Genomic DNA, 18,375 nt, shown 5'->3' with positions numbered 1-18,375 from the left:
GTGCTTTTTATCATACTTTATAATCTTGGCAAGATTTTCGTTTTATAGAATGAGGTTCTTTCTAATTTATAAACTGCCAATGTTTGACATATTTGTCAAATACCAGTAAAGATTCAGTAAATTTGAAGTCCAGCCTGGAAGATAACCCCAAAACCAACGAATACTATTGTAATAATTGTTTGAGTACGGTTAGATTTCTTAAACGCTTCTCTTTCAACAGCATTAGTACGTAACTTATCTTTTTTCCGATTCAATATTCTTGGTAACAGTTGAGCGAATAATTGAATTACAACTGAAATCAATATAACCGGTAAGTAACCGAATTCGCGATTGTATACTAAATTTCTTCAAGAAGTTGCAGTTAGATCTAAACCAAGGAACACTGTGCTTTTAATATCAGGAGACCCTTGAATAACCCTAAACATAACCAAAAGAATAGGTAACGTTATAAATGAGCTAATTAAAGCGGTAAACGGATTGGCTTTGTTCTTTTTATACATTTCGTTAATTTCCATCCGTTTTTTTTGTTCCATTTGTTTGTCACCTTTGTAAGGTGCATATTTTGCTTCGATTTTTGCTTTTTTAGCATTTAATTCTGTTTGTTTTGTTGAAGCAAGAATACTCTTGTATGACAATAGAATTGTGATTAGACGAGTAACAATAATAGTAATAATAATTGCAATAATGAATGATCAACCACCAATACTATCCATTGCCCGCATCATACCCACTAACATTTTGAAGATAGGTCAAACGAAGATTCCATAGAATGGTCCGTATGATCAATAATCTCCATATGTAGCAATAGGGCGTTGTGCTTCTCCAACTAGTCCACTTAGCAATTGGCTAGGATTTACATAGTTATTGTAATTATCTAGCAATGTGTAACCAACTAAATTAGCACCATTTTTATCAGTTTTGTTTGTTAATAATCTGTATCCTGTGTATGAACCATAAGTTCTGAAATTGTTAATTGAAATTTCTCTAAGTTTACTAATGGTTTTGTAATATGCTTCATCTACTTCAACATTTTGTTTGTTATTTTTGAAATTCAAGATAAATGCATTAATAACATCAAGCGCTGAAGCATTTTGCAATTGTTCTTCAGTCAACCCTGATTCTGAAGCTATTTTTTGTCAGTATGTTGTTGTTTTTTCTTTATCAACATACAAGCTTGCATCATTAAGATCTTGTTTGTCATAGTGTTTTTTGAATTGTTCACTACCTTCGTTAATAAATGCTTGGTACATGTCACGGTAGAACTTAATTAGTGCATTACCGTTGGCGTTACTGTATGCCGGCAGGACTGAGAAACTACTGATTGCCAGTTTGTATTTATCACTAACTTGATCATTTGTTGTTGCTTCTGAATTATTGTTAGTTGTAGCATCAGTTGAGTTATTTGTTTTTGGAAGACTTGTAATAGCAAAGTCAAAGAAATAAATGTCTTCTAGTTTTGTTACATAGTCGTAGTTTGTAATGACGTTTGACACACTTCCATCTTTATTGGTTTGTCCATAAGACAGAACCATGTAGTTTGTGCCATTGTTATAAACTACACCCTTATTAGCATCTGAGTTGTTAATTAAAGCATTACTACTATCACGCAATTGGAAAGCAAGGTTACGTGTGTATTTTTCACCATATTTTCCACCGTTGTTATTGATTTGGTTTTTGATAGCTTCTAGTTCTTGCTTATCTTCTTTTCAAACATAAGGGTTACCATTTGTGAATCCGCCAGTGTTGACGTTTTCAAAAGTACCAGTATTGTCGTTGTAACGTAGAGGCGCTACGTTAGGCGAAACTTCTTCTTTTGCACCGTACATTTCAAAACCTGTTCCGATTTTAACTGGTGAACGAAGAACAAACGATTGCACACAGCCAGCAAGTCCTGTTCCGATTACGAAAATAATTAGTAAAATCTTGATTCATTTTCAAATCTTTTTCAGGATATTTTTCCGACCCTCAGGTGTATTTGCTCCTTGTTTTGATTTAGGGCTAAAGAAGTCGTAATGTTTAGATCTATTTTTGTACGACACTACGAATCCTTTCATATAGTTTTTTTATTTCCAATTCTTTTTTAGCGAAATCGATTGTAAAAAAATCTTTTCTTACAATGATGACACTGCGAGCACTGATATTAAAAAAATCGCTTTTACGAACAATTTGGCGTATTTGATTTTTATATTTGTTACGAGTGCAAGCATTTGCAAAAGCTTTGGGAATAGAGATTCCAACTTGAAATGTAGGTCATTTTTCATAATAAACGATTACATAGCGAGAAACAAACTGCTTCTTGCCATCAATTATTTTTTGGAACTCTCAATTTTTCTTAACAACGTGTTTTTTATTCATTGTTAACTATTTTTCATCTGAAACTGTTAATTTAGCTCTTCCTTTAGCTCTTCTTGCAGCTAAAACTTTTCTACCATTTTTAGTTTGCATACGAGCACGGAAACCGTGAACTTTAATGTGTTTACGTTTTTTAGGTTGATATGTTCTTTTCACAATTACTCCTTTTAACTAATATTTTGATTATCTTCAAGCTGATAAATTTGAAAATATGTAATATTATTTTACCAAAAACCTTATTCTTTTATACATTAAGTATAAAGGGGCAGCGAGCAAGGTATTGTTTGCAACCCTTAAACAAAAAATTTAAAAACGACAAGCAAATTTTGTCAATAAAACAAAAAAACACTCATTTTGTGTGCTTTTTGTGTAAATAAATTGTCAATAACTATGTAAATAACTTTACAAATTGACAATTTTTATTTCAAATTTACTTTATAAAGTAAATGTTATTTATAATTTTTTTTATGACTTCAAATCACAATGAATTTACTTCAAAAGAATTCGACTTAGAAAGCAAAAACACCCTAATTCAAGAAGATTTTCTTTCTTCTAATACTGACCAAATTCTTTATGACACATTTTTGAGTGAACTAAAGTTAGTTGCAGAGTATGATGATAGAGTTTTCTTGTTAACTAACAAGAATAATTTAAAACTGACTGAAGATGAAAATGTTAAAGCTTATGTGTTTCGGGTAATCAAAGATGTTTTTAATGAAAACAAGCACGTAATTTATATAACTGATATCAATGATTTGCCTAAAAATATTCAAAGCAGTGCTCGCCAAAAACCTAGTTCACGTGTAGCAAAGTCTTACAGAATTTCATCATCATTAACACTGGATAAATATGCGCAATTAGAATTTAACAAGTCAGCATTAATGGGAGCAAAAGTAATAATTAACGATGGAGAAGAGGCTACTTATACTCCAGTATTTTTCTATTCAGCATCAGGATTTGGAAAAACCCACTTGTTGCATGCTATCGCTAATGAGTTAGAAAAAAAGGGTAAAAGTTGCTTTTATATTACTCCTGAGCTTTTTACTCGTGACATAGTCTTAAATTTGCAAAATAAAAATCAACAAGCTATTGCTAAATTAATTGAAAGTTTAGGACAATATGATTGTTTAATGTTTGATGATGTTCAAGAATATGGAAGTAGAGACTCAACACAGAGTGTACTTTTTAACATTTTCAACAACCATATTGCCAAAAAGAAACAAATTATTGTAACTGCTGACAAAGAACCACGTGAACTGGGTGGATTTGAAGATCGTTTTATTACTCGTTTTTCAGCTGGATTAGTTTTGCAAATTAACCGTTTTAATAATAATGATGTTGAAGAAATGTTTAGATTTCAATTCAAACAAGCTGATATCGATCCAAACATTTTCGATGAAGAGTGTTATAGCTTTTTTGTACGGAATTTTTCTTCATCAGTACGGGCAATTTTAGGAGCAATCAATAAAATAGCGCTTTTCAAAAAGAATGATACTGATTTTAGACCAACATTAACTTATCTAAAACGCACAGTATTCCAAAACACTGAAGCTGACATAGATTCAATAACACCAGAAAAAATTATAGAAACTGTTTGTAAATATTACAATATCAACAAAAAGGATATTCTTGGCAAAACAAGACTTAAGCCAATTGTGCAAGCACGCCGGATTGCAATGTTTGTGATTCGTACTAACCTAGATAAAACATTCCAGGAAATTGGAGACATTTTTGCTCAAGCACACTCAAGTGTAATGGCAAGTGTTGAAAGCATTGAAGCAGAAGCTAAAACAAACAATGCTTTAAAAACAGCACTAAAAAAAATTGATGATAATATTCGCAAGTTGAAATAGGAGATCAAGATGTATATAAAAATTTCAAAAACTCAACTAGATAAAGCCTTAGAAAGAGCGGCTAAAATTTACGACGGAAACACATATCTAGCTTCGCTGAAAGGAATTTTGATTGAAGCGATCGACTCAAAAGTTACATTCATTGTCTCAAATGAACAATTGGCAATCAAACATACTATTCTTTCGACAGGTAAAGAAATTGAACATTATGACATGGAAACATGTCAGGTAATTGAAGCCGGAAAAATTTTGGTTCCTTTAATTTTATTTAGAAACATAGTAAAAAACTTAGATGGTATTATTGAACTTAAGAAAAGCGGACAAAATTTATTGGTAAAAACCGAAAACGACAAATTTGAAATCAGCCTAATGGATCCATTTGAATATCCAGAAATGGATTTCAGACAAATCGGAAACAATGTAAGCTTGAATATTGAAGATTTAAAATCAATTTACAAAAATGTCGCTTTTGCAACAGATTTTAACAATGTGACAAATCAAATAGTTTTGAATATGATTAACATTGAAGCAAAAAATGGAGCTTTAATAGCCACTGCAACTAATAGTTTTAGACTAGCAAAAATGTCAATTCCATTTGATAAAGATGTTGAATTTTCATTCTTGATATTACCTAAAAACTTAAGAGATATCTTGAATTTCGAAATTAAGGGCGAAGTTGATTTTAATGTTGACGAGTCAAAAATCAGTCTTACTTATGATGGAACAATCATTCAATCAAGCATTTCACGTCTTCAATATAAAGATACTTCAAAGGTTATTCCCAAAACTTTTGACAGCGTTTTAGTAATCGATAAGAAAAATTTAAGCAGTCTTTTGACGAAAGCAAAATTATTAAATAGTGAAAAAAACAACAAAATTAGGCTTACCATTGCTAATGGTGTATTAAGCGTTTCAAGTCAAACAAGTGAAGTTGGTAAAGCAGAAATTAAAACTACTGATTTCAAATATGGAGAAGAAAAACTTGATATTCTTGTAATTAATCGTTACTTGACTGATGCCATCAATGTTTTTGAAGGACAATTAAATATCTTATTCGCACAAAATAATCAGAGAATAGTTGTAACTAGTCAAGAAAATAAAAATATTGTACAATTACTTACACCACAGAAAGGACACAGTTCATAATGCTAATTGAAATAACAGGTAAAGAAATTAAAATTTCGCAACTATTAAAAAAAATGCGCATCATTGAAACAGGTGGAAGAGCAAGATATTTCATCGCTACACACGAAGTAACTGTCAATGGTGAAAAAGTAACAAGTCGTGGACAAAAAGTCTATGTTGGTGATATCGTTTGAATTGATGATGAAATTTATAAAATCGTTGAAAAACAAGAATAATTAAAACAAAAGCAGCCTTTTACGGGCTGCTTATTTGTTGAAAAAAGTGCTTATTTTGAGTACTTTTTCAGTCTAAAAGAATTTCATTACTTCTTCATAGTTAGGTTCTGAAGCAACTTCTTGACAATATTCAACATGAACAACTTTGTCATTTTCGTCAACTACAAACACTGCTCTTGTTAAAAGTCCTAATTCAGCAATTCTTGTTCCTGTTTTTTTACTAAAGTCACGATATTTAAAATCACTTACTGTTACAACTTTTTCATTATTTTTTGCTGCACATCAACGATTCAAAGCGAAAGGTAAATCCATTGAAATAACAACAACTGGATTAGGTTTCGATTTAAATTCATTCATGAATCTTGTTGTTTCCATTTCACAAACACCTGTGTCAATTGAAGGGATTGAAAAAATTAGACGCTTTTGTCCTTTTAGATCGGCTGAACTAAAGTCTGAAAGATCTAGATTTGTTGCAACAAATTCTGGAAAGCTGTCTCCAACTTTTAATTGTGAAGCTTCTAAAGTTACATTGTTTCCTTTAAATTTAACTTGCATTTTATCTCCTTAGTGAGTGGTTAATCACCTTAATTTTATCAACAGTTAACAAACTTTTATGCACAAAAATGCCCCCTTTGTAATGAACAGTTCAACTGTTAACAACACAAAAAAACCTCTTTATATGTTATACTTTTTAAGTATATTTATTTTTTATATATTTCATATATACAAAATTTTCACTCAATAACACACCAGAATGTGTTGTGAGTGTCAACAGAAAGGGATTTTTATGGCATTAAAATTAAGTGTTAAAGTAGCAATCACTCTAGGAGCAATCGCAGCAGCATCCGGTGCTGTTATTGGTACTATGATTGCCTTTGCTAAAAACTCGGACGAAGTTAGAGGGAAAATTTCTCCAACTGAAAAAGATAAGTTTAGCAACGACTTTAGCAAGATGTATGCTAACAATGAATTAAGTCCTGAAATTGCAATTACTAACCCGCTAAAAGACAAAGATGTTGCTGGCTATGTGGAAGATGCTGATGGAAATGTATTTTTCTACTTCAATGAAGACAAAAACACAAAATTAACATTTGAACAATTCTACTCAGAATACTACAAACGTTATCAAGAATCATTTATTTTCAAAGTAACTTATGGATCATTTCACTTCTACGATGAATATGTTCTAGCAGTTAAACCAAAACAATTCTTAGAATTTACCAAATGATTTATCACTAATGTCGCTTGAGGACCAGATTTAATGACTTTAGATAGTTTTAGAATCGTGCCAGGAGTTGAACAAAACGGTAACTCAATCACTTTAGGATCACACTCAACTCTTCACAAGGAAGAAAGTGAAATTAAATTCTTCCCAGATGCATTCTTTGGTTCAATGCCTATGTTCTCATCAGCTGGGGGACAAGGAAATGCAAGTGACTCATTAACTTTCTCAGTATTCGAAGACAATAAAGACAAAGCAACAATTGATACATTCTTAAAGAATATTCCTTTAGCAACAGTACTGCAAAACACACAACTTCAAGGATTTAATGGCAAAGCAGTCAAACCTTTTAACGCTATCATCTATCCAAGTGCGCTTATTGGGCAGCAATTTTTAGTCTTAGACAAAGAGAACTTACAATATAGCGAAGACCCTTCTGTTTCAGTTGTTAATGAAGACCTAAAAACTATTATTCTTCCAAAAAACATTACTCAGGAAGAGTTTGCTAATCTACAAAACGGAACACTTTCACAATACAAAGACTGAAATACAAGTTTAAATGATTATAAATTAATGACCCTGAAAGGTTTTGCTCCTGGAACAAAACAAACTTCAGCAGGTAGTCATGAAATATTATGAGTAAGATTTGAAGACAAAGATGGTAATGTAGTAGACACTGCTCTGGTAAAAGACAAAAAAACCTTAACACAAAATAGAAGCGAATTATCTCTATCATCAGCTTGGCAAGAAGATATCAAAGGATTCCTTGACTTCTATGATGTGCAAAATTACGCAAATCAAAAAGTTTATTTAATTAGCAGTGAAGATGGAAGCCAAAAACAATTCTTTGGTTCAAAACTATCAGCATTAAACTCAAAAATAGCAAGAAGCCAAAATTTCAAACTTGTTAGTGCAACAATAAAATCATTAGACGTTGTTAATGAAAACGATAAATGAAATTTAAAAATCACTTTTGAAGATGCACAAGCTGAAAAAGACCAACTTGCTAGCCAAGAAAATTCTTCTGTAGCATGAGTTGACAAAGTAAATGATATCTTGGGTAGTTTAATTAAAGGTGACAGCGATAAAAGTTGAAGCGATATTCAATCAATTTTAAATTCTTCAAAAAATAATTCACAAGCTAGAAATACAACCCAAGATAGTGACACAAATCTTCTAGACAGTGTAAGCTCATTTTCAACAGATATTGCAAACAAAGGAAATGAAGTACAACTTGACTTATTTAACTCACTAAAAGATTCATTGGGATATGTTGGATCAATTAACCCACTAATTACTGGAATGACTCCACTTGATGTTAGTGCCACTGATGAAAAAGGAAATTTACTACCAGAATTAGAAAGACGTAAATATCAAGTTTACATTGAAGCTTACCCAGGACTTTTAGATAAAATTGTTCGTAAATTCCCTGAAATTCTTTCTAAACAAACAGGACCTCACATTGCAAAACATCTAAATGACAAAGGTTACTATGAATATACTCTAGAAAATGGAGAATTCTATGGATTTAAAGATTCTGATCGGGTAGGATTACCATTACTAATGCAAGCAGTTTTAGACGATTTTGAAGGAATTTCAACTGACTTCTTAAAATACGTTGGAACCCACGAATATGGACACCACTTAACATTAGAAAGAACTCAAGCTATTGATGATTCAAACAATGCAGTTCTAGTTGGAGGAATTTCAACTCGTGGAGGAGCTACAGATAGCTCATTCTATTCAGCAAAAGCGCTGAGAAATTACTTAGAAGCTAGAACTAACTTAGATTTCGACCGTGTAGATGCTAATGGAATCCCAACTGAAAATGGAAATTTCGTAAGATACAAATTTATTAACAACAAGGGTGAATGAATTACCGAAACAAAAGACTTAATTTGAGGAAAAAGTTCAACAAGCGCTTCAACATCAGAAATTGTTGCAAATAAAGAACGCCGTTTCTTGCAAGACTGAGATGGAATCGTTGAGGCCGCTAAGCTAAGAGGAGTGGGGCTAAGAGATTTATTCTTTGCTAACTCATTTGATGAAAATTCTGGAACTCTAAACCCATTCATTAGCAGTGCTTTAAGTGGAATTAATAATGCTAAAGTATTTACAAAAACTGAAAAAAATAATGCGACTGCAGGAGCTGATGAATTAGCAACTTACAAATTCGTTTCTGCTGCCGCACAAGAAGTTTTAAGTAACTTTACTGACGGGCAAAACACACCATTATCACAATTCTCAACAGTTGAACCAGATGGTGAAATCAACGTAAGAGTTTTTGAATGAGCAACCAACCAAGATGGTCAAACGGTTATTGCCAAAGTTAACTTAAAAACAAAAGACAATCAGCCAATTTTCAATGTAACATTAAACACTCCACTTTCAGCTTCGGATATTAATTATCTAAGAACTCAAGAACAATTAATTAACTCAAGTATTAACAACTTAGTAATCACTCAATTTAATGACAGTGGATGAAATAATGCCGGAACATTTTTAGGTGGAAGTGCTAACGTTTCAACAAGAAGTGTTGCTGAATCAGGAATCTCTACAGATGTTGAAGAATCACTAATTAAAAGAAATTCAAGTGCTGCTGATTTCACTTCTTCAAACAACAACCAATTGTTTATAAATGACCCACAACAACCAAACCGTGGTGAATATACTCGTTTCAATTTAGTAGGAAATCAAGCTAACTTAGGTTATGACTTGTGACTAACTTACAACACACTATTGCAAGAAGTGCAGTTAGGTAAGAAAGCATATACACAAATTGATAATTCTAACTTTGCGAAAGTATTAGGATTCACAAAATCGGGTAAAAAATATGATGAATTTGTATTTCCATATGCTAAAGATGCTGCTTTCTTAAAAAACATTTATTCATCTAATGACGGTTTCACACAGAGCATACAATCAGCACTTCAAAGATTTAGAGCTCCAGCTGCCTATGGGAAGTTAATGTCTGACTTTAGATTCGGATTTTTAGATTATTTAGGAGTTTTATCTAGTGGAAGCACTGATCCACAAGACTTAGCAAAAAACAAGTTTGCGCTAGTAAGAGCAACTCAAACTGAAGATAATAAATTAGTTCCTGAATTAGTTTCTACTCCTTCGTTCGGAGCACTTAGAGATGCTCTTTTTGATGAACAAGGAAGAGAAGTTATCGGTATTGCAATAAAAACTACTGGTTATGCAATGCAAGTAGAAAAATATAAACTTGTAAACTTCATCAATAGCAAAAACGCAAAATGATTAAAAGTAAAAGTAGGTGACTCATTACAACCTACACCAGTATTCATGTCAATGTATGACTTGATGAGTTTCGGTTCAATCGATTACTCAAAGGCAACTAAATCAATCAACGATTCTAAAGTAACATGAAACTGAGACATTGATTATGTAAAATCAAAATTTGACTTAGATAGCTTCAAAGAATACTTGCTAGAAAACGAAAAAGACAATGAAAAATTAAATCAAATAACTGAGTCAGAACAATCTCTAGCTAATGAAATGATGTATCGTTTCAGACATTCAGGACTATTCCTAGGGGTTAAAAACTTTAGTGTTGTTGAAAGCTTAGATAAAAATGCTGCCTTTCTTTCAAAAGACTATGGAATTGATGTTTTAAGCCCAATATTTGCTAATTACTATGAAGATCCGCAACTTGTTGCTGAACAAAAAGCAAAGGACAAAAACAGCCTTGCTTATTCATATGATCAAATTATTGATGCAGTTAAGAAACAAATGGAATCGATTGCTAATCGAAGAGCAAATGATGATGAACAAAAAGAAACCCTTTTAAAAACTCTAGAGCACAACTTTGACGCTCATGACTTATCGATGTTTATGGGTAATATCTTATATTTCCAAAACTACGGAATTCGTTCATATTACGTAGATATCTACTATGGAATATTGTCAGATGGTGAACCTTCATCAGATGTTATTGACTATGCAGCAACAAGAACTGAATCACAAATTCAAGATAAATTCACTGACTATGTTTACAACTTACCAGAAACATTAACACGTGATTATGTGCAAACTACATACATTCCTTCAACTCAAAACTTTGGTAACTTACCTAAATATTTGAGCAATGTAAACGAAGCTACAACCGGACTTGACTACGTTGTTGATGGTACACAACTAAATTACATTAATTCAACACTAATCGATATTGATTCTATTGCTAATTCAGTTGCACTTGCATCATCATATAAGGCGCGTGTTGATCGTCTAGAAAAAGATCAAGCTATCTATCAAAAATATAGCTATCTAAAAGAAAAACAAAGTGAATACAAAAAACTAAGTCAGCAATTAAATAACAATAGTGAAACTCTAAGCGCCAAAGAAAAAGCGGACATTCAAAAGAAACAACTTGCTCTTGCTGAAGAATTATTAAAAATCTCGAAAGAAAGACAAGACGAACTTGTTGCATTAACTGAAGAGATGAATAAAAATTCAATTCAAGCAAGTGATATTAATACGGACCAAGTGCGTAGATCTTCATACTTTGGACAATTTATTACTAAGAGCAATGGATATTTCAAAGATCGTTGACAAAAAGAAACTATTGGTGCTGAGCTTTACGATGATAATCTAAATGCTATCCAAGACGATACTATTCGTATCAAGGATTGAAATGGAAACAAAATCACAAACCGTCCTGAAGCATTCTTTGTTTCACAAATGAAAAACTTTGGAGTTGGTGAAAGAACTGTTGCTGGAATTTTCAGAAATAAAAAACTTGATGCTATCTCAATGTATGGTTTTGTTAAAAAAGAACAGGCTGAAAAAATTAAATATCTAGAATTTACTGATGTTGATAGTGGTAAAAAGCTATACCTACCAGTAAATATTGCTAAAACTAATAACTTATTCTATTTAGAAAAACAAGGTGACATTACTTCAAAACAAACCCTTGAAGATAAATATGGATACACTTCATGACTAAGTGACTATGCTCTAATGGCTAAATATAGAAACACATTGTTAGAACCAAAACACAAATACTATGTAAACTTTGCTAACGAAAACAAAGAAACATTGCCAGGATTTAACATGACTGGATATGACTTTATGTCAGAAAACGGAAAAGCTGTTGAGCAAGCACCAGTTAAATTAATTAATAACGCAGCCAACGCAAATGGCGACATTAACCAAGTAATTATTGATATTGACTATCAATTCAACATAACAGGATAGGAGGAACAGTGAAAAAAAATAACTTGTTAAAATTACTGTCCACTCTGCCGCTCGCAAGTATTGCATTAGTACCATCTATTGCGGTTTCTTGTGGTTCAAACGAAGAAATAAAGTTAAGTTATGACTTGGGTCTGACTGCTGAACCAATCAATAACCTAAACTATGTTCGTTATAAATCAATGGACAAAATTTTACCTTCACTAGTTGATGCGTTCCTTAAAAATGGGCCAACAACTAACTTAAAATCAATCATTCAAACAAATAACTTCTATATGTCAATGGTTGATACTTCAAAACTAAAAGATTCATCAAATTTTGATGACTTTTTCAACATATCAAAAGACAAATTAAAAGAAAAAAATGGATATGGTGAAGTTAGTGGTTCATACTATGGAATTCATGATTTCCAAATTCTAGGAGGAACCGGACGTCCTTCTTTAGGAGCAGATCCTACTAGACTTGCATCACTTTATGCTTTCAGAAACCCTCGTAACCCAAATAATTACATGGCTGTAACAGGGTTTGTTAATGATCAAAAAAATAGATGAAGCAATGGAGATTTCGTTACTGCAGCCGATATTCGTGCTTACTTAGAATACATTTTGGATCTAAACACAGGTTCGCAAAAACTAAACAACATTGAAAAAATTGGTCTAAAAGGTGTTGATGAATTTATCGCAATTCAAAAAGAATACGCACTGAAATTCGGAAGAAACTATAAAAATCCTTTTGGTTACCGTAAATATATTGAAGCACCTTGATCAACTAACGATAAAAAAGAATACATTGAAGATGCCTCAGAAGAAGCTTGAAGCTCACAAGTTCCTGGTGACCAAGAATACGTTGAAAAAATCAAAAAAGCTGCAAAAAACATTGGTTTCTACACAGGGCAAATCTTTAGAGATTACACTAATGAAGAAGTTGCCAAATCATTGTCACTAACAGAAAACAAAGCATTTTCAATTAACAGTGACATTCAAGACTTTACAATTTTGAAAAATGGTAAGACCTACAAAGTAAAATTAATCAAAAACGAATTCTTGAATCCTTATCAATCATTTACTGTAGATTCAGCAAATGGTTCCATAACTGCTGATATTGCCACTCTTTCAAACGATGAAAATGCATTCACTATTGTTTTTGATGAAAACAAAACACCAAGTTTAGCTTTCCTTCTTTCACAAGTTTTAGACAAACTTTATCCAATCAATCGTAAATATGTCGAAATGGAAGCTGGTGGAATTGATAATTATGGTTCAGAACCTTCAAAATTCTTAACTTCAGGACCTTTTATCATCAAGGATGGTGATGTGGTTTTAGGGCCTCAAGGATACTTAATCCTAACTAAAAACAAAGACTACTTTGATGCGGATAATGTAATTTCAAACAAAATTAAGATTTATTTCTCAACTGATAAAACAATTAACTCAACATTGTTTGAAGATGGTTATGTTTCACAAGCATACATTCCAGCAAACAAAATTAATAATTACTGATCTGATCCAGTTTATAAACAATATCTAAACAAAAACTCTGGATATGGAACAATTGCTTTTGGATTTAATCTAGATAATGAAACAAATGCGCAAAGTTATATTCAAGATCAAGACTTAAGAAATGCAATTTACTATGCAGTAGATCGTGAAGCCATTCTTAAATCAGTTGGTTGAGACTTTAGTTTCCCAGTTATTACTTGAACTGCTTTTGGACAATATAAAGCAGCAGATGGTAAAAACATTGAGTTATATTTCAATGATCAAGACACATTGACAAGAAACAATGTGAAATTACCAATTCAAAACTATGATTTCTTTGTACACCAGTCAAAATCATACAATTTTGAAAAAACTGATCGTCGTGACCTAGCTTACAGTCAAGATATTGCTAAATATTACTTAAATAGATTCAAAGCAAAACACCCTGGCTTAAAATCAATATCACTACGTTACATAAATAATTCAACAGATGAACATAAAAAAGCCGGTCAATATCTAAAAGAAGCATTAAAAGTTATGTCAGATGGATTTATTGTGATTGAAAACAAATCGTTACCAGAAAACACATATGCTTCTTGAATTGAAGAAGGAAAATATGACATCATTTACCAAAACTATGACCGTATTGGTGGTAGTGGTGCGTCTGACTATGTAGTTGCTTTCTTTAAAACTGACGAAATTGACTCACTTTCACAGAAAAACATTGGATTTAAGAACAACCCAGTTGGTTCATTTACATACGCTGATTACTTATCGGACTATGTTTTACAAGCATTGCAAAATTCAGGGCAAAGTGATTTAACTAAAGAAAAAGCAGTAATGCCTTATATCAACAAAGTTTTAGAAGAAACAAATGATGTTGCTGCTGACGAGTTCCAAAATGCAGATAGTACTGCTAAACAAAGTGATTTTGTGCAAAAATATGCACAAGTTATTGCTAAATCACTTGCTCTTAAAGCAGAATCAAAAGATGAAAACCTATGAACTGACACAGTGGTAAAAAACGCTTTAGAATACCACTGAACAACAAATGACAACATTAAAGCTTCAAGAATAAATCGTTTATTCAATCTTTATGTAAAACATACTTACACAATCAATCAAATTATTGATTTTACAAAACAAAAAGATCCTAACTATCCAGATGAAAAAAGTCTTGAAGAAAGACTAATGATTGATGAACACTTGAAAAATGCAACTGAGTCACAACCAGACTACTGAGCTAAATTTATTGATTTAGCTTACCAAAGAGAAGGTGAATCATTAGTGGATTACACTGCTAGACTAAATGCTTTCTTCTCAGGAAACTTTACAAAAGAAGAAAGAGAACAATACTGAGATAGCGAAGCAAACATTTTCCAATTTATTGCTTTATTAGAAAAAGTTGTGCGTGATGCCAGCCCAGTTGTGCCACTAATGGAAGTTGACACCAACTGAGAAATTACAAAAGTTGGTGGAACTTCAAGCCTATATACATTCAACTTGCAATACGCTTATGATGTAACTAAACCACCAAGACCAGGACTACCAAGACAGAGAGGAACATAATAATGGCAAAAGAAAAAGTTTTATTCGATAACAAAATCTACCAGCTCAATGATAATAAAGTGCATTTTGGTAGTCAGAGAAACAGAAAAATGACATTTATGCAAAAAATGTCTGCTATCGATTCTCCTGTTCTTCGTGCACTTTGAAAAGTTCTAAAAATCGCTCTTGAATTTATCATTATTGCGTTTATTGTTATTACCATTACTTTCTTTTTAATTAACTTAGTCCCAGGTTCTAACTCATTAACAAGTGGTCTAGATGAAGCATCAAGACAAGCAATTGAGAAAAAATACGGTTTAGATCAACCACTAGGATTAAGATACTTAAGTTATCTAAAAAATCTATTCCACGGAGACTTCGGTATCTCATTATCTCTTTTCCCAGGTCAAAACATTAACTCATTTATTTGATCTCGTTTCTATAAATCATTCTTAGTTGGAATTTTCTCAGTCTTACTAACTGTTGGAATTGGAATTCCACTAGGAATCTGAGTAGGAAAAAACCCAGGAAAAATTGTTGATAACGTTTCAACCTTCTTTGTTTCAATCTTCAGTTCAGTGCCTTCGATCGTTTTTGCGCTAGTGTTACTATTCATTGGTCGTCTAGTTAATCTTCCTTACATTTTTGAAGAACAAAACTTCGCAACTTACATTCTTCCTGGTTTAGCTTTATCGCTTGGAAGTATTATTGTTTACATTAAATATATAAGAACTGAATTAAACCGTGAGCTAAATTCAGTGCATGCTAAGTTTGCTTACTTAAAAGGTTTATCGAAAAACCGTTTTGTGTGAAAACATGCATTAAAACCTTCACTTTTCCCAATTGCCACTTTCTTCCCTGCTGTTATCTTTGGATCATTCATTGGAAGTATCTTCATTGAACAAATTTTCTTCATCGCTGGTTCAGGAGCAACTCTACTACAAGCAATTCAATCAAAAGACTATAACGTTATTCTTTTCTTAATTGCTATGTTTGCCCTATTAACTATTCTTTCATATGCTTTCCGTGACATGCTTTACGAAGCAATTGACCCACGGGTAAGAAGAAGAGGTAAATAATGAGCTGACTGAAAAATAAATTTAGTAATATGAAGAAAAGACAAGAATTGGGAAAAACAAACCGCGAAAATATCATGGATGCACCAAATCAGTTTATTCAACCAATTAACTACCAAAAATGAAAACTAATTGGAGAAGCATTTGATTATCAAGCTGATACTCACATGGGTTCTCAACCAAAAATCTTCCGTGAATTCGTCTATCGTTTTTCTAAAAACTTTGGAGGAGTAGTAGGATTCTTAATTCTTGCAATCTTAATTATTTTTGCCCTAATTATTCCATTCTTTACTCTTAACCCAAATACCCAAGACGTTAATAATCGTTTCTTAACATTCAGTAGTTCTGACAGTAATGGTGTTTACCACTTCCTTGGAACTGATGATCTAGGACGTGATATTTGAGCAAGATTATGACATGGTCTTCGTTATTCATTAGGACTTGCATTTATGGTTACTTTGATTGAAGTTGTGATTGGAGTAACATTTGGTATTATGATGGGACAATTCAACAAATTTGACGTTGTTTTAACCTTCATTATCAAAATTATTTCAGTTGTTCCAACCATCTTAATCTTGATTCTAATGACTGTTGTTGTTAGCCCAAGTTTCTGAGTAATTGTCTTCTCACTATCACTAACTGGATGAACCGGAATGGCAAACCAAATAAGAGCTCAAGTTAAAAGAGCAAAATACTTTGAATGAGTATCTGCTTCAAAAGTTTTAGGTACTCCTACTTGAAAAATATTAAAAAATTATGTTCCAGTTATCTTGCCAATTTTAATTACTCAATTAGTATTTACCATTCCTGGAGTTATTCTTTCTGAAACATCACTAGCCTTCATAGGTTTATCAATTGATGATGTTTCAACTCTTGGAAACTTAATTAGTCAAGGTCAAAAAGTGTTCCCTCAATACTTAAGATATGTTTTTGTTCCTTCTTCAATCTTGATTTTAATCACAACTAGCGTGCAATTAATTGGTGCTAGTGTGCAAGATGCTTTAAGAAGACAAAGATAGGATTGATATGAATGAAAAATATTGCCTAATCAAAAAAAGTCGTAAATTTGTAAATAAGGTCAAAAACACTGACTGAAAATACTTTTTTACCCCGGGAAAACAAAAACACTTTGACTGAGACCATTTTTTCAAAGATGTTCAATTCGAAGAATTTAAAGACGGAACAAAATTAAAAATTGCAGCAGAAATTAAAGATGTTAATTTATCATTCAAAAACCCTGCTGTACCAGGACAAAAAAACAAAGTTTTACGTGGCCCAAGTTTAAAAATTTATGAAGGTAAAGTTCACGCCATCATTGGTGAATCTGGTTCTGGAAAGAGTGTTATCACTTCTTTACTATATGGGCTAACCGGAGAAAATGCAATTATTGATAGTGGTGAAGTTAAACTTTACAATAACAATGTTGAAAAATTCAGTCTAAAAGATTGAGAACGTAGTCATTATCGTGGAAGAGTTGTGTCAGCAGTCTTTCAAAACCCAATGTCAACACTAAATCCGACAATGAAAGTTGGAGAACAAATTATGGAAGGAATGTTATTGAACGGAGTGGTAAAAACCCGTAAAGAAGCTCGTGCAAGAGCAATCGAATTCCTTCAATTGACAAAAATTAATGACCCAGAAGCTGTTATGAAATTGTACCCACACGAAATGAGTGGGGGAATGATTCAACGGGTAGTTATCGCAGCAATTGTTGCCCTAGAACCAAAAATTCTAGTTATGGACGAACCAACAACTGCTCTTGACCCAACTGTTCAAGCTTTAGTTTTAGATGTCATTAAAGATTTACAACAAAAATTGAAATTATCAATCGTTTTCATTACTCACGACATCGGAGTAGTAGCGTCAATAGCCGATTACATTTCAATTATGTACGCGGGACAAATCATCGAAGAAGGTTTAACTAGAGAAATTCTAAAAAACCCGCAACATCCATACACATGAGGACTAATTATGAGTATGCCTGATGTTAATAAAGGTTCTAGATTAGCAACTATTCGTGGTTCAGTTCCTTCGAATCTAAATAACATTGTCGGTGATGCTTTTGCAGTTCGTAACGACTATGCTTTAGATATCGACTTTGTACAAGAACCAGATTTTTACTGAGTAAGTGAAACTCACAGAGTAAAATCAGCTCTACTTGATAAAAGGGCGCCAGAATATGTTCCACCACAATTGATTCAAGACTTATGAAAGGAGTTTAAAAATTCTAAATAGTTATGGATACAACAAATAACAATACAGAAAACAAAC

The 18,375-nt window shown here is 32.3% G+C and carries 12 protein-coding genes; 8 read left to right on the top strand and 4 right to left on the bottom strand.

Annotation, left to right across the window (positions count from 1 at the left end; all coding sequences use genetic code 4):
* Positions 1 to 17 precede the first annotated feature (17 nt).
* Genes yidC through rpmH form a run of 3 tightly spaced genes read right to left on the bottom strand, consistent with a single transcriptional unit; the run spans position 18 to position 2,511 of the window.
* A complete protein-coding gene (yidC, locus tag ACWXVN_RS01270) occupies positions 18 to 2,054 on the bottom strand; it encodes a membrane protein insertase YidC (RefSeq protein WP_455978844.1) in 2,037 nt (678 codons plus the stop codon).
* Positions 2,023 to 2,355 (bottom strand): ribonuclease P protein component, encoded by a 333-nt coding sequence (gene rnpA, locus ACWXVN_RS01265; protein WP_438341521.1) that lies wholly within the window; start codon positions 2,353 to 2,355, stop codon positions 2,023 to 2,025. The genes yidC and rnpA overlap by 32 nt, the downstream gene beginning before the upstream one ends.
* Positions 2,356 to 2,361: 6 nt before the next feature.
* Positions 2,362 to 2,511, bottom strand: coding sequence for a 50S ribosomal protein L34 (gene rpmH / locus ACWXVN_RS01260; protein ID WP_438341802.1), 150 nt, complete (start codon positions 2,509 to 2,511; stop codon positions 2,362 to 2,364).
* A 308-nt stretch (positions 2,512 to 2,819) separates the two neighbouring features.
* Here rpmH and ACWXVN_RS01255 point away from each other — a divergent pair, with 308 nt between their 5' ends.
* The 3 genes from ACWXVN_RS01255 to ACWXVN_RS01245 are packed head-to-tail and all read left to right on the top strand — an operon-like array spanning position 2,820 to position 5,566.
* Positions 2,820 to 4,205, top strand: a complete 1,386-nt coding sequence (locus ACWXVN_RS01255) for a DnaA ATPase domain-containing protein (RefSeq protein ID WP_455978843.1) — start codon at positions 2,820 to 2,822, stop codon at positions 4,203 to 4,205.
* Positions 4,206 to 4,214: 9 nt separating this feature from the next.
* Positions 4,215 to 5,351, top strand: a complete 1,137-nt coding sequence (gene dnaN, locus ACWXVN_RS01250) for a DNA polymerase III subunit beta (RefSeq protein ID WP_455967638.1) — start codon at positions 4,215 to 4,217, stop codon at positions 5,349 to 5,351.
* Entirely contained in the window at positions 5,351 to 5,566 is a 216-nt protein-coding gene (locus tag ACWXVN_RS01245; protein WP_438341524.1) for an RNA-binding S4 domain-containing protein, read from the top strand. Before dnaN ends, ACWXVN_RS01245 begins: the two co-directional genes overlap by 1 nt.
* A gap of 72 nt (positions 5,567 to 5,638) precedes the next feature.
* Here the strand turns inward: ACWXVN_RS01245 and tpx are convergent, their stop codons facing one another.
* Positions 5,639 to 6,121, bottom strand: coding sequence for a thiol peroxidase (tpx, locus tag ACWXVN_RS01240; protein ID WP_438341525.1), 483 nt, complete (start codon positions 6,119 to 6,121; stop codon positions 5,639 to 5,641).
* 232 nt (positions 6,122 to 6,353) lie between these two features.
* Here tpx and ACWXVN_RS01235 point away from each other — a divergent pair, with 232 nt between their 5' ends.
* Genes ACWXVN_RS01235 through ACWXVN_RS01215 form a run of 5 tightly spaced genes read left to right on the top strand, consistent with a single transcriptional unit; the run spans position 6,354 to position 18,339 of the window.
* On the top strand, positions 6,354 to 12,005 hold the full coding sequence (locus tag ACWXVN_RS01235; RefSeq protein ID WP_455978842.1) for a PDxFFG protein: 5,652 nt from the start codon (positions 6,354 to 6,356) through the stop codon (positions 12,003 to 12,005).
* Between the two features lie 8 nt (positions 12,006 to 12,013).
* Positions 12,014 to 15,049 (top strand): ABC transporter substrate-binding protein, encoded by a 3,036-nt coding sequence (locus tag ACWXVN_RS01230; RefSeq protein ID WP_455978841.1) that lies wholly within the window; start codon positions 12,014 to 12,016, stop codon positions 15,047 to 15,049.
* Between the two features lie 2 nt (positions 15,050 to 15,051).
* Positions 15,052 to 16,107 (top strand): ABC transporter permease, encoded by a 1,056-nt coding sequence (locus tag ACWXVN_RS01225; RefSeq protein WP_455967635.1) that lies wholly within the window; start codon positions 15,052 to 15,054, stop codon positions 16,105 to 16,107.
* A gap of 29 nt (positions 16,108 to 16,136) precedes the next feature.
* Positions 16,137 to 17,123, top strand: a complete 987-nt coding sequence (locus ACWXVN_RS01220) for an ABC transporter permease subunit (protein WP_438341529.1) — start codon at positions 16,137 to 16,139, stop codon at positions 17,121 to 17,123.
* A gap of 7 nt (positions 17,124 to 17,130) precedes the next feature.
* Positions 17,131 to 18,339, top strand: a complete 1,209-nt coding sequence (locus tag ACWXVN_RS01215) for an ABC transporter ATP-binding protein (RefSeq protein ID WP_455978840.1) — start codon at positions 17,131 to 17,133, stop codon at positions 18,337 to 18,339.
* The last annotated feature ends 36 nt before the right edge of the window (positions 18,340 to 18,375 follow it).

This window comes from Mycoplasma sp. 4044 (genome assembly GCF_053851695.1).
The sequence above is the reverse complement of the archived record's forward strand: the minus strand, read 5'-3'. Positions and strand labels throughout refer to the sequence as shown.